The organism is Pseudomonas sp. TMW22080 (assembly GCF_022496745.1).
GTDB classification, from domain to species: domain Bacteria; phylum Pseudomonadota; class Gammaproteobacteria; order Pseudomonadales; family Pseudomonadaceae; genus Aquipseudomonas; species Aquipseudomonas bubulae.
Window position 1 is genome coordinate 119,637 of the sequence record NZ_SCFF01000006.1, and the last position, 15,329, is coordinate 134,965.

Consider the following 15,329-nt stretch of genomic DNA (forward strand, 5'->3'; position numbering starts at 1 on the left):
CAAGTCATGGCAGATGCACTTCCGGATAACGTTCCGGCCAAAGCAGGCGCAGGCGGCAAACCGCTGTTTGGCCTGACCTTTCTCGACAATCTGGGCGACATGACCATGCTGCGTCAGGTCGGCCTGATGGTCGGTCTGGCGGCGAGCGTGGCGATCGGTTTTGCCGTGGTGCTGTGGTCCCAGCAACCCGACTACCGGCCGCTGTACGGCAGCCTGGCCGGTATGGATGCCAAGCAGGTCATGGAAACCCTGGCCGCTGCAGACATTGCCTACACCGTTGAACCTAATTCTGGCGCCTTGCTGGTCAAGGCCGATGACGTCTCCCGTGCCCGCCTCAAACTGGCCGCCGCAGGCGTGACGCCCACCGACGGCAATATCGGTTTCGAGATTCTCGACAAGGACCAGGGCCTGGGCACCAGCCAGTTTATGGAGGCCACACGCTATCGTCGTGGGCTTGAAGGCGAGCTGGCACGGACCATTTCCAGCCTCAACAACGTCAAGGGCGCGCGGGTTCACCTGGCCATTCCAAAAAGCTCGGTGTTTGTCCGTGATGAGCGCAAACCCAGCGCTTCGGTACTGGTAGAGCTGTACTCGGGCCGCTCGCTGGAGCCTGGGCAGGTGCTGGCGATCGTCAACCTGGTGGCTACCAGCGTGCCCGAGTTGAGCAAGTCGCAGATCACCGTGGTCGACCAAAAAGGCAATCTGCTGTCGGATCAGGGTGAAAATTCCGAGCTGACCATGGCCGGCAAGCAGTTCGACTACAGTCGCCGCATGGAAGGCATGCTTACCCAGCGCGTGCACAACATTCTGCAGCCGGTGCTGGGCAATGACCGCTACAAGGCCGAAGTGTCGGCCGATGTTGATTTCAGCGCGGTCGAGTCCACCTCCGAGCAGTTCAACCCCGACCAGCCAGCCCTGCGCAGCGAGCAATCGACCAGCGAGCAGCGCACTGCCAGCAACGGCCCGCAAGGTGTGCCGGGGGCCCTGAGCAATCAACCGCCGAGCCCGGCCAGCGCACCGCAGCAAACCGGCCAGGGAGCTGCTGGCGGGGCGGGCATGATCCAGCCGGGCCAGCCGTTGCTTGATGCCAACGGCCAGCAAATCATGGATCCGGGCACCGGCCAGCCAATGCTGGCGCCGTACCCGGCCGACAAACGTTCGCAGTCGACCCGCAACTTCGAGCTTGACCGCTCCATCAGCCACACCAAACAGCAGCAGGGCAGGGTCAATCGCCTGTCGGTGGCGGTGGTGATCGACGACAAGATCAGCGTCAACCCGGCCAACGGTGAAATCACCCAGGTGCCATGGACCACCGATCAGCTGGCGCGCTTTACCCGTCTGGTGCAGGACGCCGTGGGCTTCGATGCCAGCCGTGGCGACAGCGTCAGCGTGATCAACGTGCCGTTCTCCACCGAGCGGGGTGAAGTGATCGCCGATATCCCGTTCTATTCTCAGCCTTGGTTCTGGGATGTGGTCAAGCAAGTGCTCGGCGTGCTGTTCATTCTGGTGCTGGTGTTCGGTGTGTTGCGCCCGGTGCTCAACAACATCACCGGTCACGGCCGCAACAAGCAGGTGGCCGGTATTGGCAGTGATGCCGAGATGGGCGGCCTGGGCGGTCTGGATGGCGAGCTGGCCAACGACCGTGTCAGCCTTGGCGGCCCGCAAAGCATCATGTTGCCAAGCCCCAGCGAAGGCTATGACGCGCAGTTGAATGCAATCAAGAGTCTGGTCGCAGAAGATCCGGGCCGTGTGGCCCAGGTAGTAAAAGAGTGGATCAATGCCGATGAGTGATAACCGCGCCGCCGCCAACGCCAAGTTGACCCGGGTCGACAAGGCCGCCATTTTGCTCCTGTCGCTGGGCGAATCCGATGCCGCCCAGGTGCTGCGCCATATGGGTCCCAAGGAGGTCCAGCGGGTGGGTGTGGCAATGGCGCAGATGCGCAACGTGCACCGTGAGCAGGTCGAGCAGGTGATGAGCGAATTCGTCGAGATCGTCGGCGACCAGACCAGCCTCGGCGTGGGCTCGGACAGCTACATCCGCAAAATGCTCACCTCGGCCCTGGGCGAAGACAAGGCCAACGGCCTGATCGACCGCATCCTGCTGGGTGGCAATACCAGCGGCCTGGATAGCCTCAAGTGGATGGAACCGCGTGCCGTTGCCGATGTGATCCGCTTTGAGCACCCGCAAATCCAGGCCATTGTGGTGGCTTACCTCGACCCTGACCAGGCGGGAGAAGTGCTCGGCCACTTTGACCAGAAGGCGCGCCTCGACATCATCCTGCGGGTCTCGTCGCTCAACACCGTGCAACCGGCGGCGCTCAAGGAGCTTAACCAGATCCTCGAGAAGCAGTTCTCCGGCAACTCCAACGCGGCGCGTACCTCCCTGGGTGGGGTCAAGCGCGCGGCCGATATCATGAACTTCCTCGACAGCTCGATGGAAGCGCAGTTGATGGACTCGATCCGGGATATCGACGAAGACCTTTCGGGTCAGATCGAAGACCTCATGTTCGTGTTCAACAACCTGGCCGATGTCGACGACCGCGGTATCCAGGCGTTGCTCCGGGAAGTGTCCTCTGACGTACTGGTACTGGCGCTCAAGGGCTCCGACGAGAACGTGCAGGAAAAGATCTTCAAGAACATGTCCAAGCGTGCCGCCGAATTGCTGCGCGACGATCTGGAAGCCAAAGGCCCGGTGCGCGTCAGCGATGTCGAGACTGCGCAGAAGGAAATCCTCACCATCGCCCGCCGTATGGCCGAAGCCGGAGAAATTGCTCTCGGCGGGAAGGGCGGCGAAGAGATGATCTAAGTGAGCAGCGGCGAAACCCCCGGTGATGTAATCCGTGCCAAGGATGTCGGTGCTTTTGATGTCTGGGGCCTGCCCAGCTTCGATCCGTGGCGCGAGCCCGAAGCAGAGCCCGAACCCGAGCCGGTTGAAGAACTGCCTGAGATGGAAGAGGTGCCGCTGGAAGAAGTCCAGCCGTTGACCCTTGAAGAGCTCGAAAGCATTCGCCAGGAGGCCTACAACGAAGGCTTCGCCACGGGTGAGAAAGAAGGTTTTCATAGCACCCAGCTCAAGGTTCGCCAGGAAGCCGAAGTGGCCCTGACGGCCAAGGTTGCCAGCCTCGAGCGCTTGATGGGCAGCCTGCTGGCACCGCTTGCCGAGCAGGATCAGCAGCTTGAGAAAGCCATGATCGGGCTGGTTGAGCACATGACCCGGCAAGTGATCCAGCGCGAGCTGAAAACCGATTCGAGCCAGATCGGGCAAGTGCTGCGCGAGGGTTTGAAGCTGTTGCCGATGGGCGCCGAGAATATTCGCCTGTTTATCAATCCGCAGGACTTTGACCAGATCAAGGCCCTGCGTGAGCGTCATGACGAGCAATGGCGGATTGTCGAAGACGACAGCCTGCAACCGGGAGGCTGTCGCATTGAAACCGAGCACAGCCGCATCGATGCCAGTATCGAAACACGGATCAAGCAGGCCATGAGCCAGTTGCTTGACCAGCTCCACGAACAGGCCCTGCACCCTGCGGCGCCTGATATCGACATCGATCTTGATGCACCTTAAGCGCACCAGTTTTGCCAAGCGCCTGGGCAGCTACGCTCCGGCGGTGTCCTTGCCGGTGCAGCCGGTGGTTGAAGGGCGCCTGCTGCGCATGGTCGGTCTGACCCTGGAGGCCGAAGGCCTGCGCGCGGCCATGGGCAGCCGTTGCCTGGTGATCAACGACGACAGCTTTCACCCGGTAGAAGTCGAAGCTGAGGTAATGGGCTTTAGTGGCAGTAAAATTTTTCTGATGCCCGTAGGCAGTGTCGCCGGCATTGCGCCGGGCGCCCGCGTGGTGCCGCTGGCCGATAATGGTCGCCTGCCGATGGGCATGAGCATGCTCGGGCGGGTGCTCGATGGCGCCGGCCGTGCGCTGGACGGCAAGGGGCCGATGAAGGCCGAAGACTGGGTGCCGCTGGACGGCCCCACCATCAACCCGCTCAAGCGCGACCCCATCAGCGTGCCGCTGGACGTGGGCATTCGCAGCATCAACGGTTTATTGACGGTGGGTCGCGGCCAGCGTCTGGGCCTGTTTGCCGGTACAGGCGTGGGCAAGAGTGTGTTGCTGGGCATGATGACCCGCTTTACCGAGGCCGACATTATCGTGGTGGGCCTTATCGGCGAGCGGGGCCGTGAGGTAAAGGAATTTATCGAACATATCCTGGGGGCCGAAGGCATCAAGCGTTCGGTGGTGGTGGCATCGCCTGCCGATGATGCGCCCTTGATGCGTTTGCGCGCGGCGATGTATTGCACGCGGATTGCCGAATATTTTCGCGACAAGGGCAAGAACGTCCTGTTGCTGATGGACTCCCTGACCCGATTCGCCCAGGCCCAGCGGGAAATCGCCCTGGCCATTGGCGAGCCGCCCGCGACCAAGGGCTATCCGCCGTCGGTGTTTGCCAAGCTGCCCAAGCTGGTGGAGCGCGCCGGCAACGCCGAGGCCGGGGGTGGTTCGATCACCGCGTTTTACACCGTGCTGTCTGAAGGGGATGACCAGCAGGACCCGATTGCCGATTCGGCGCGGGGCGTGCTCGACGGTCATATTGTGTTGTCCCGCCGATTGGCCGAAGAGGGCCATTACCCGGCCATCGATATTGAAGCATCCATCAGCCGGGTCATGCCCTCGGTGGTCAGTGAAGAGCATATGCGCCGCGCCCAGCAGTTCAAGCAGCTGTGGTCGCGCTTCCAGCAGGCGCGGGACTTGATCAGCGTGGGCGCCTATGTGCCGGGCGGCGATCGCGAGACCGATACCGCCATTGCCCTGCAACCGGCGATGGTGGGGTATCTGCGCCAGGGGTTGAACGACAATATCAGCCTGGCCGAAAGCGGCGCTCATCTGGGCAGTATCTTCGCCCCGGCAGCCGGAGGTTAATCGACCATGGCCAGTGACAACAGGGCTTCGCGTCTGGCGCCGGTGGTGGACATGGCGGAAAATACCGAGAAGGCTGCGGCCCAGCGTCTGGGACACTTCCAGGGGCAGGTCAACCTGGCCAACAGCAAACTGGGTGATCTGGAAAACTTTCGCGGGGAATACCAGGCGCAATGGGTTGACCGCGGCAGCCAGGGAGTCACGGGCCAATGGCTGCGTAACTATCAGTACTTCCTCGGCCAGTTGGAAACCGCCGTTGGCCAGCAGCGTCAAAGCCTGGTGTGGCATCAGAACAATCTCGACAAGGCCCGCGAGACCTGGCAACAGGCCTATGCCCGGGTCGAGGGGCTGCGCAAACTGGTACAGCGCTACGCCGACGAAGCGCGCCAGCTGGAAGACAAGCGCGAGCAAAAGCTGATGGACGAACTGTCCCAGCGCTTGCCGCGCAAAGACGTGTACTGATCGCGTACGTCCTCTGCATCCCGTAGCAGCTGCTACGGGTATTGGCCTGCGGCGGTGCTCACAGAAGCGTCTATAGTTGCACTGACTATCTCGGGAGCAATTCACATGGCAGTGACATCTGAAGTCTCGGCAGATGGCAGTAAGCTGACGATCGCCATCAAGGGCCGGTTCGACTTTGCCAAGCACCAGGAATTTCGTGACGCCTACGAAGAACTCAGCCCCGCGCCCGCCTGCGTAGTGGTGGATTTGAAGGATGCCACCTATCTCGACAGCTCGGCCCTGGGCATGCTGCTGCTGTTGCGTGAGCATGTCGGCGGTGATGATTCTGATATTCGCGTGGTCAACAGCAGCCCGGATGTGCGCAAGATTCTGGGCGTTTCCAATTTCGACAAGTTGTTCGATATCAATTGAGCGGATCGATGCAGCGCCTGCGCAGGCTGCAGCAAACGATAGTGCAGCAGCGCGACCAGATCGCCCGGCACAACGACTACTTGCTCAACGAACAGCGGGTGGCCAAAGCCGTATTTGACCGGGTGGCGCACTCGGGCTGTCTCGATGCCCCCAATATCCGTTATCTGCAATCGCCCTATGCCTTGTTCAATGGCGATTTGCTGTTGGCCGCCTATACGCCCTCAGGCGATACCCATCTGCTGCTCGCCGACTTTACCGGCCACGGTTTGCCTGCGGCGATTGGTGCCATGCCTCTGGCCGAGGTGTTCTACAGCATGACGGCCAAGGGCTACGGGTTGGCGGAAATACTCAGGGAAATGAACGCCAAGCTTAAACGTATCCTCCCTGTCGACATGTTCTGTTGCGCCGCGTTGCTGTGTGTGAGCGCCCAGCGGCGCTGCGTCGAAGTCTGGAATGGCGGTATGCCCGATGGCTATTTGCAAGCGGCACTCAGCGGTCAGCGCACGGCACTGACCTCGCAGCACTTGCCGTTGGGTGTCTTGCGCGCCGAAGTGTTTGACCATGCCACCCAGGTGTTGCCGATGCTGCCCGGTGATCAGGTGTTTTTATTGACCGACGGTGTGATCGATACCTGTGGCCCCAATCAGCAATTGTTCGGGGTTGAGCGCCTGGAGCGGGTGCTGGATGCCAATCGGCATCCGTTGCAACTGATTGCCGAGGTCGAACAGGCTTTGCGGGATTTTCAGGGGCAGGCCCGGGATGATGTGAGCATGGTGCAGATCACTTCACAGCTGCCGGCTTTTTTGGGGGTGCCGGCGATTGTCTATTCCGACAGTGGCCAATGCAGCCCGCGGGACTGGTCGGCCAGCTTCGAGTTTCGGGCGCCCAGCCTGCAGCAGTTCAATCCACTGCCTTACGTGTTGCAATTGCTGATGGAAGTCCACGGGCTGCGCGCTCAGGGGCCGGTGATTCATGCGGTGCTTGCCGAGCTTTACAGTAATGCCCTGGAGCACGGGGTGTTGGGCCTCGATTCACGGCTCAAGCGCGATACAGGGGGCTTTGCCCATTACTATCAGCAGCGCAAGGAGCGTCTGGCAACGCTCAAGTACGGGTTTGTGCGGTTCTCGTTGCAAGTCGAGCCGATCGGCGAAAGCGGTCGCCTGCTGATCCAGGTAGAAGACAGTGGTGCGGGTTTTGATGTTGCCAGGGTGATGGCCAGGCCACTGGATTTAGACCGTCTGTCGGGACGCGGGGTGAGCCTGGTGCGTCAACTCTGCCCTGCAGCACGTTGGGCACCTGATGGTCGTAGCGCGACCGTGGAGTTTTCGTGGGGGGGTCTGGCATAATCCGCTCATTCTTGATCAAGGAGTGAGCAAGTGTCTGACATTCATATGGACCCGAAAGTGGTCAATGCGTTGCGAGACGTGATGGAGGGAGGGTTTGCCGATCTGCTGGACACCTTCCTCTCCGACTCCGAAGAGCGTCTTGGCCAACTGCACAACGCCCGCGAGGCTTGCGACCTGACGCTGGTTGCCCATAGTTTCAAAGGCAGCAGCAGCAATATGGGTGCCATTCGCTTGGCACATTTGTGCGGCCTGCTTGAAGAGCGTGCGCAAAAGAAGCAACTGGCCGAAATCCAGGAGCTGGTGATCAAAATCGACGATGAATACCAGATGGTCCGGCGCCTGTATCGCGCCGAGCGCCAGCGTTCGGTATCGCCGCATTTTGTATCCCGCTGACTGTGCACTAAAGCTGGCCCGAACCTTGCTGTGACTCTCTGACCTGTACCCATGCCAGCCGTACAGCGGAGAGCCGTTAATGCCCGTTGCTGCCCAAACCCTGCTTCTGACACCTGCCGCCGCAGCCCCTAAAGCCTCGGCGGGCAGTCCTGTGCAGCCTGCCAAGGCTGATGCGCAGCCTTTTGCAAAGGTCTATGCCCAGGCAGCCGACCCGGCGCCAGCAGTTGCCGGTAGCGGCAACCCCTTGCCTGCCGGCAAGACGGAAGGCGCAGTCAGCACTGATCAGGATGACAGTACTGACAAGCCGGGCGATGACGTGGCAACGGCCGATCCGCTGGCCACGCAGCCGGTGGTGCCAGTGCCGGTGCCGGCTGTTGAGGCTGCGCCGCCCGCGCAACCGGCCACCCCTGAGGTGCAAGTGGCACAACTGGCGGCCCAGGCACCGCCACCGCTGGCGGCCGACGACGACACCTTCGATCCTCAAGCCGATCCTCTGGACGCAATGCCTGCCGTGCGCCTGGCGATGGAGCAGGGCGGGCATGTTTCGGCCAGTAGCCAGTCCCCGGTCAAAACTCCATCAAGCGACGCCGCTCCTGCCGCAGCCCAGGGGCAGGCCAGCGGGATAGCCATGCTGGTCGATGATAAAAGCGATGACTCGACCACTGGTGAAGGGGGCGAGAAATCCTTTAAAGGCCTGGTCGATGAGGGTCTCAAGGACCTGAAAAGCGCCTCCAGCGATACCCGTGTGGATGACTTCGCCAACCGCCTGGCGGCGCTGACCCAGGCGGCGGTGCCGAAAACTACCAATGCGCTGCCGGTCAACCAGCCGTTGGCCATGCATCAGAGCGGCTGGTCCGAAGAAGTTGTAAACCGCGTGATGTACCTCTCCAGCGCCAACCTCAAATCAGCCGATATCCAGCTGGAGCCTGCCGAGCTGGGGCGTCTGGATATTCGGGTCAATATTGCGGCTGACCAGTCGGCGCAGGTCAACTTTGTGAGTGGCCACGCCGGTGTGCGTGAGGCGCTGGACAGTCAGATGCACCGCTTGCGCGAAATGCTCGCTCAGCAGGGCATGGGCCAGGTGGACGTCAACGTGTCGGATCAGCAGCGCAACTGGCAAGGCCAGCAGGGCCAGGAGCAACAGGCCCGTAGCGGTGGCGGTGGCCAGCGACTGGACAGCCTTGTTGATGACGAGCCGGTGGAAGTGGCTGCGGTTGCGCCAAGCGTGGTGCTGGGCTCCAGCGCGGTGGATTACTACGCGTAAGCGCTAGCACTAAAACACCTGTAGATACTCTGTTGCAGGTCAAGCCCTATTGTGGGAGCGAGCCTGCTCGCGAACGACCTTCGCGAGCAGGCTCGCTCCCACAGTTGCAGTGTTCCTTCGCCAGCTGCTACGCAATTTGAATTGGCGTGAAGCCTTCGATCCCTCCACTTCTGGCATAACACTTGCTCTGCCTACCCTCGGCACCTGTGAAAACCGAAAAGTGACGGATTATTGGCATGGCGACGAGCGACGCAGTAAAAGACCCCGCCGTTAAAGGCAAACTCAAGCTGATTATCCTGATCGTCGTGGCTGTGCTGCTGGCGATTGGCCTGTCTGTTGGCGCCACCTGGTATTTCATGCACAGCCCCAAGAGCGAAGCTGTGCCGCAAGCTGACGTGAACGTCAAGCTGCCTGCCCTCTATGAACCGATGGCCCCGGCCTTTGTGGTCAACTTCAACGCCAATGGCCGTCAGCGCTATATGCAAGTCAGTGTGACCCTGCAAGCGCGCGACCCTGCCGATCTCAAGGCGCTGATGGTGCATATACCGGTGATTCGCAACAACCTGGTGATGCTGTTTTCCGGGCAGGCCTTTGACGACCTCGCCACACCGGTTGGCCAGGAAATATTGCGCCAGAAAACCACTGCCAGCGTGCAGGAAGTTGCGCAAAAAGAACTCGGCAAAGTGGTTATCGATCAGGCGCTCTTTACTAACTTTGTATTGCAGTAGGATCACGACATGGCCGTGCAAGACCTGCTGTCCCAGGATGAGATTGACGCGCTGCTGCATGGCGTCGATGACGGTCTGGTACAGGCCGAAACCGCTGCCGAGCCCGGCAGTGTCAAAAGCTACGACCTGACCAGTCAGGATCGTATTGTCCGGGGTCGCATGCCGACCCTGGAGATGATCAACGAGCGTTTTGCCCGTTACACCCGCATCAGCATGTTCAACCTGTTGCGCCGCTCGGCGGATGTGGCGGTGGGCGGGGTGCAGGTGATGAAGTTCGGCGAGTACGTGCATTCGCTGTATGTGCCCACCAGTCTCAACCTGGTCAAAATCAAGCCGCTGCGCGGAACGGCGCTGTTTATCCTCGACGCCAAGCTGGTGTTCAAGCTGGTGGACAACTTTTTTGGCGGCGATGGCCGTCACGCCAAGATCGAAGGCCGTGAATTCACCCCCACCGAATTGCGCGTGGTGCGCATGGTGCTGGAGCAGGCCTTTATCGACTTGAAGGAAGCCTGGCAGGCGATCATGGAAGTCAATTTCGAGTACATCAACTCTGAAGTTAACCCGGCCATGGCCAATATCGTCGGGCCCAGCGAAGCCATTGTGGTGTCGACCTTCCATATCGAACTCGACGGCGGTGGCGGCGACCTGCATGTGACCATGCCGTACTCGATGATCGAACCGGTGCGCGAAATGCTCGACGCCGGTTTCCAGTCCGACCTCGACGATCAGGACGAACGCTGGAGCAAGGCCCTGCGCGAAGACGTGCTCGACGTCAGTGTGCCGCTGAGCGCCACCGTGGCCCGCCGCCAGTTACGCCTGCGCGATATTTTGCATATGCAGCCCGGCGACGTGATCCCCATCGAGCTGGAAGATGAACTGGTGATGCGCGCCAATGGCGTGCCGTCGTTCAAGGTCAAACTGGGCTCGCACAAAGGCAATCTGGCCTTGCAAGTGGTTGAGCCCATCGGTCGGCGCTAGGCGCCTGGCCACAAGAATTTGCTGTGCTAATGATTGAATGCCCGCCGAGGACACCCCCATGGCTAACGAACACGATACAACCGCTGCAGACCAGGCGCTGGCTGATGAATGGGCAGCTGCGCTGGAAGAAACCGGCGATGTTGGCCAGGCCGATATCGACGCGCTACTGGCGGCCGATGCGGCAACCAAGCCCTCTTCCAGCCGACTGCCGATGGAAGAATTCGGCAGTGTGCCGCGCAACAACCAGCCGGTGACCCTGGATGGCCCCAACCTCGACGTGATTCTGGATATTCCGGTGTCGATCTCCATGGAAGTGGGAAGTACCGACATCAATATCCGCAACCTGCTGCAACTCAATCAGGGCTCGGTGATCGAGCTGGACCGTCTGGCCGGCGAACCACTGGATGTGCTGGTCAACGGCACCCTGATTGCCCACGGTGAAGTGGTGGTGGTCAACGAGAAGTTCGGCATCCGCCTGACCGACGTGATCAGCCCAAGTGAACGCATCAAGAAGCTGCGCTGAATGAAACGGCTACTTGGCGGTTTGCTGGGCTTGCCCTTGAGTGTGCTGGCGGCCGAGCCGGTGGTTGCGACCGCAGCGGTTCCGGTGGCTGGCGCCAGTGTTGGCGGGCAGTTGACCCAGCTGGTACTGGGTCTGCTGCTGGTGCTGGGGCTGATTTTTGCCCTGGCCTGGTTGCTGCGCCGTGTACAGCAGGCGGGCCCGCGCCAGGGCCAGGTAATCGAACTGATCAGCTCCCGGGCCCTGGGCGCGCGGGACCGGCTGGTGCTGGTGCAGGTGGGCAATGAACAGATCCTGCTCGGTCTTACGCCGGGCCGGATCACCCCGCTGCATGTGCTCAAGGAGCCGGTGCAGGTGCCGGGTAGTGCGCAACCGGCCACCCCCGAGTTTGCCAAGCGCCTGATGGAAATACTCGGTCAGCAAAAGGACAAGCCTTGATGCGTTTTGTAGTCGCGCTGTTGTTGGCACTGGCCGCGCCATTGGCATTCGGGGCTGACCCGTTGTCGATTCCGGCGATAACCCTGGGCACCGGGGCCAATGGTCAGCAGGAGTACTCGGTAAGCCTGCAAATCCTGCTGATCATGACTGCGCTGAGCTTTATTCCGGCATTTGTCATGTTGATGACCAGCTTTACGCGGATCATCATTGTGTTTTCGATCCTGCGCCAGGCCCTGGGCTTGCAACAAACCCCATCGAACCAGATCCTTACCGGCATGGCGCTGTTTTTGACCCTGTTTATCATGGCGCCGGTTTTCGATCGGGTAAACAACGACGCCTTGCAGCCCTATCTGGCCGAAAAGCTCTCGGCCCAGGATGCGATCCTCAAGGCTGAAGTGCCGATCAAGGACTTTATGCTGGCGCAGACCCGCAGCAGCGACCTTGAGCTGTTTATGCGCCTGTCCAAACGTACCGATATCGCCACCCCGGATGCCGCACCCCTGACCATTCTGGTGCCGGCGTTTGTCACCTCGGAGCTTAAAACCGCCTTCCAGATCGGTTTTATGATCTTTATTCCGTTTCTGATTATCGACCTGGTAGTGGCCAGTGTGCTGATGGCCATGGGCATGATGATGCTCTCGCCACTGATCATCTCGTTGCCGTTTAAAATCATGCTGTTTGTACTGGTGGATGGCTGGGCGCTGATTATCGGCACCCTGGCCAGCAGTTTCGGCGGAGTTTGACCCCATGACCCCAGAAGTCGCGGTAGACCTGTTTCGCAGTGCGTTGTGGCTGACCACCCTGATGGTTGCCGTGCTGGTAATACCCAGCTTGCTGGTGGGGTTGCTGGTGGCGATGTTCCAGGCCGCGACCCAGATCAACGAACAGACCCTGAGCTTCCTCCCACGCTTGCTGGTGATGCTGGTCACCCTGATCGTGGCCGGGCCGTGGCTGGTGCAGACCTTTATGGAATACATCCTGCAGTTGTACGGCAGCATTCCGCAGTTGATCGGCTAAATGTCGCTGCTCGCCCTGACAGACGCGCAGATCAGTACCTGGGTCGCCAGCTTTATGCTGCCGCTGTTCCGGGTGGGCGCGCTGCTGACCACCATGCCGATCATCGGCACCACCCTGGTGCCCAAACGCATCAAGTTGTTTTTGTCCCTGGCAATTACCCTGGCAATCATGCCCAGCCTGCCGCCGTTGCCCGCCGTCAACCCGCTGGATCTCAGTGGCCTGATGCTGATTGCCGAGCAAATCGTCATCGGTGCGTTACTGGGGTTTGCATTGCAGCTGTTTTTTCATGCGTTCGTGGTCGCCGGGCAAATTGTCGCGATCCAGATGGGCATGGGCTTTGCGTCCATGGTCGACCCGGCCAACGGGGTCAACGTGGCAGTAATCGGGCAGTTTTTCACCATGCTGGTGACCTTGCTGTTTTTGTCCATGAATGGCCATCTGGTTGTATTTGAAGTGTTGACCGAGAGCTTCACCACCTTGCCGGTGGGCGGTGGCTTGTTGCCCAACCACTACTGGGAAATCGCCAATAAACTCGGCTGGGTGCTGGGTGCGGCGTTGCTTCTGGTACTGCCGGCGATCACTGCGCTGCTGGTGGTCAACATTGCCTTCGGCGTAATGACCCGGGCCGCGCCGCAACTGAATATCTTTGCCATCGGTTTTCCGCTGACCCTGGTGCTGGGCATGGTGATCCTGTGGATCAGCATGGCGGACATTCTCAACCAGTATCAACCGCTGGCCTCTGAGGCCCTGCAGTTTTTACGTGATCTTGCGCAGGCCAGATAGCCATGGCCGAAAGCGAGAGTGGCGCCGATAAAACAGAAGACCCCACGGAGAAACGAAAAAAGGACTCCAGGGAAAAGGGTGAAATTGCACGTTCCAAAGAGCTGAACACCCTGGCCATCATGCTGGCTGGTTCGGCGGGCTTGCTGATTTTTGGCGGTGCGCTGGCGCAGGATTTGATGGAGCTGATGCGTTACAACTTCAGCTTGAGCCGCGAGGTGCTGCTTAACCCGGATTCCATGGGCGCGTTTCTGCTGCACTCAGGGAAAATCGCCTTGATCGCGGTGCAGCCAGTACTGATCACGTTGTTGATCGCGGCCCTGATCGGCCCGATATCCCTTGGCGGCTGGCTCTTTGCTGCGGGCAGCCTGGCGCCCAAATTCAGCCGCATGAACCCGGCCGCCGGGATCAAGCGCATGTTCTCGGCCAAGGCGCTGGTGGAGCTGCTCAAGGCCCTGGCCAAATTCTTTATCATCCTGATCGTGGCCTTGCTGGTGTTGAAGTCCGACATCGATGACCTGCTGCGCATCGCCCATGAGCCGCTGGAACTGGCAGTGATCCACAGCCTGCAAGTGGTGGGTTGGAGTGCGTTGTGGATGGCCTGCGGATTGATCCTGATCGCTGCGGTGGACGTACCGGTACAGCTATGGGAAAGCCATCAGAAATTGCTGATGACCAAGCAGGAAGTACGCGACGAGCACAAGGATCAGGAAGGGCGCCCGGAGGTCAAGCAGCGCATACGTCAGGTGCAGCGTGAAATGTCCCAGCGGCGCATGATGGCGGCGATCCCGGATGCCGACGTCATAATCACCAACCCGACCCACTACGCCGTGGCCCTCAAGTACGACCCGGAGAAGGGCGGGGCGCCGATGTTGCTGGCCAAGGGCAGTGACTTCCTGGCGCTGAAAATTCGCGAGATCGGTACCAAGCACAACATCCTGCTGCTGGAGTCGCCGGCGCTGGCGCGGTCGATCTATTACTCCACGGAGCTGGAGCAGGAAATCCCCGCCGGCTTGTACCTGGCCGTGGCCCAGGTGCTGGCCTACGTCTACCAGATCCGCCAGTACCAGGCCGGCAAGGGCAAGCGCCCGGACCCCCTCAAGGACTTGCCGATCCCGGCGGATTTGCGCCGTGACGAGTAGCGTGTCAGTTGACGGGGTGGAGTGCAGGTATTTTGCGTCGAGTAGTTACTTTTAAATTCGCCTCCGTCAAATAATCTCTGCTAGTGCGGTGTTATATATCTATCTTGTATTAGGTGGGATCCTACAAGACAGTTGGAAGTGCCTTACTTATTGTTTGAAAGTTAGCTGTTAGTTTAGTTGCTTCTTACTTCGGTGTGTGGGGATGGGTAAAAGTCAGCTAATGGCTTTCGCTTTTATTTCCTTGGGGTATGAATAAGTGTCGGGATTTAAACTTAAACTAAATCTTCAGTTTATTAAACAATTGTTGTAATGCATTTTTGTAGGGGGTGTTTGATGGGTGTTGCAATGAAGTCTGCCAAGTCTGCTTTGGCGTCTATGGTGTTGCTGGCTTGTTCGGTATCAGTTGCCAGTGCTGCGGGAGCAGGATCGGGTACTGTCACGTTTAGCGGTGAAATTTTGGAGTCGGCCTGCTCCATTACACCTGAAAGTGTGGATCAACCTGTTCCGCTGGGTTCGGTGTCCAAATCTCAGCTGAATAATGGTGGCATCGGTACCAAGCAATATTTCAACATCGAGTTGACCGGTTGTTCATTGACCGGTCTCACCGACAATACAGTCAAGGCCACCTTTACCGGTACGGGGGCGACAGCAGTGCCAGGAGCATTGGCCCTGAACGGCGTTGCCGGTGCGGGCATCCTTCTGACCGAGTTCGACGGTACCGCCATAACGCTGGGTACTGCAACCCGCCCGAAAGGTATTACGGCGGGTAGCAATACGCTGACCTTTGGTGCTCAGTTGAAAGGTCAAACATCTACAACCACTACTGTAGGTACAGGTACTTTTACTGCTGTTACGAACTTCGCGCTGGCATATCAGTAGGTTGTCCGGTTGCCCTGTTGTAGGAAGTTCGACAGCAGGGCAATTGCAGGTGGGAGTTTCC

The 15,329-nt window shown here is 59.8% G+C and carries 17 protein-coding genes and 1 pseudogene; all 18 read left to right on the forward strand.

Going from position 1 to position 15,329, the window contains the following annotated elements; translation table 11 throughout:
* The first annotated feature begins 6 nt into the window (after positions 1-6).
* The 18 genes and pseudogenes from fliF to EQV96_RS20190 all read left to right on the forward strand — a co-directional run bounded on the left by fliF (position 7) and on the right by EQV96_RS20190 (position 15,268).
* On the forward strand, positions 7-1,791 hold the full coding sequence (gene fliF / locus EQV96_RS20105; protein ID WP_095002615.1) for a flagellar basal-body MS-ring/collar protein FliF: 1,785 nt from the start codon (positions 7-9) through the stop codon (positions 1,789-1,791).
* Positions 1,784-2,806, forward strand: coding sequence for a flagellar motor switch protein FliG (fliG, locus tag EQV96_RS20110; RefSeq protein WP_083369860.1), 1,023 nt, complete (start codon positions 1,784-1,786; stop codon positions 2,804-2,806). The genes fliF and fliG overlap by 8 nt, the downstream gene beginning before the upstream one ends.
* Entirely contained in the window at positions 2,807-3,565 is a 759-nt protein-coding gene (fliH, locus tag EQV96_RS20115; RefSeq protein ID WP_095025521.1) for a flagellar assembly protein FliH, read from the forward strand. It begins immediately after the preceding gene.
* On the forward strand, positions 3,555-4,913 hold the full coding sequence (gene fliI / locus EQV96_RS20120; RefSeq protein WP_095002613.1) for a flagellar protein export ATPase FliI: 1,359 nt from the start codon (positions 3,555-3,557) through the stop codon (positions 4,911-4,913). The genes fliH and fliI overlap by 11 nt, the downstream gene beginning before the upstream one ends.
* 6 nt (positions 4,914-4,919) lie before the next feature.
* Positions 4,920-5,372 (forward strand): flagellar export protein FliJ, encoded by a 453-nt coding sequence (gene fliJ, locus EQV96_RS20125; protein ID WP_240882294.1) that lies wholly within the window; start codon positions 4,920-4,922, stop codon positions 5,370-5,372.
* A 105-nt stretch (positions 5,373-5,477) separates the two neighbouring features.
* The gene (locus tag EQV96_RS20130) at positions 5,478-5,783 is read left to right on the forward strand and encodes an STAS domain-containing protein (protein WP_095002611.1); all 306 of its coding nucleotides are present in this window, start codon (positions 5,478-5,480) and stop codon (positions 5,781-5,783) included.
* Between the two features lie 5 nt (positions 5,784-5,788).
* Positions 5,789-7,129, forward strand: a pseudogene (locus EQV96_RS20135) (ATP-binding SpoIIE family protein phosphatase); the annotation flags it as partial.
* 30 nt (positions 7,130-7,159) lie between these two features.
* Positions 7,160-7,522 (forward strand): Hpt domain-containing protein, encoded by a 363-nt coding sequence (locus tag EQV96_RS20140; protein WP_095002609.1) that lies wholly within the window; start codon positions 7,160-7,162, stop codon positions 7,520-7,522.
* A gap of 79 nt (positions 7,523-7,601) precedes the next feature.
* Positions 7,602-8,786: a flagellar hook-length control protein FliK gene (locus EQV96_RS20145; RefSeq protein WP_240882295.1), complete on the forward strand. Its 1,185-nt coding sequence runs from the start codon at positions 7,602-7,604 to the stop codon at positions 8,784-8,786.
* A 236-nt stretch (positions 8,787-9,022) separates the two neighbouring features.
* The gene (gene fliL / locus EQV96_RS20150) at positions 9,023-9,514 is read left to right on the forward strand and encodes a flagellar basal body-associated protein FliL (protein WP_095018906.1); all 492 of its coding nucleotides are present in this window, start codon (positions 9,023-9,025) and stop codon (positions 9,512-9,514) included.
* 9 nt (positions 9,515-9,523) lie between these two features.
* Positions 9,524-10,492, forward strand: a complete 969-nt coding sequence (fliM, locus tag EQV96_RS20155; RefSeq protein ID WP_019828822.1) for a flagellar motor switch protein FliM — start codon at positions 9,524-9,526, stop codon at positions 10,490-10,492.
* Positions 10,493-10,550: 58 nt separating this feature from the next.
* Entirely contained in the window at positions 10,551-11,015 is a 465-nt protein-coding gene (gene fliN / locus EQV96_RS20160; protein WP_095002606.1) for a flagellar motor switch protein FliN, read from the forward strand.
* Entirely contained in the window at positions 11,016-11,450 is a 435-nt protein-coding gene (fliO, locus tag EQV96_RS20165) for a flagellar biosynthetic protein FliO (RefSeq protein WP_095018905.1), read from the forward strand. It begins immediately after the preceding gene.
* The gene (fliP, locus tag EQV96_RS20170) at positions 11,450-12,193 is read left to right on the forward strand and encodes a flagellar type III secretion system pore protein FliP (RefSeq protein ID WP_095002604.1); all 744 of its coding nucleotides are present in this window, start codon (positions 11,450-11,452) and stop codon (positions 12,191-12,193) included. The genes fliO and fliP overlap by 1 nt, the downstream gene beginning before the upstream one ends.
* Positions 12,194-12,197: 4 nt before the next feature.
* Positions 12,198-12,467, forward strand: a complete 270-nt coding sequence (gene fliQ / locus EQV96_RS20175; RefSeq protein WP_095002603.1) for a flagellar biosynthesis protein FliQ — start codon at positions 12,198-12,200, stop codon at positions 12,465-12,467.
* Positions 12,468-13,250 (forward strand): flagellar biosynthetic protein FliR, encoded by a 783-nt coding sequence (gene fliR / locus EQV96_RS20180; protein ID WP_095002602.1) that lies wholly within the window; start codon positions 12,468-12,470, stop codon positions 13,248-13,250.
* Between the two features lie 2 nt (positions 13,251-13,252).
* Positions 13,253-14,389 carry a flagellar biosynthesis protein FlhB gene (flhB, locus tag EQV96_RS20185; RefSeq protein ID WP_095021107.1) on the forward strand — a complete coding sequence of 379 codons (1,137 nt, stop codon included), beginning with the start codon at positions 13,253-13,255 and terminating at the stop codon, positions 14,387-14,389.
* 345 nt (positions 14,390-14,734) lie between these two features.
* Entirely contained in the window at positions 14,735-15,268 is a 534-nt protein-coding gene (locus tag EQV96_RS20190) for a fimbrial protein (RefSeq protein WP_240882296.1), read from the forward strand.
* Positions 15,269-15,329 lie beyond the last annotated feature (61 nt).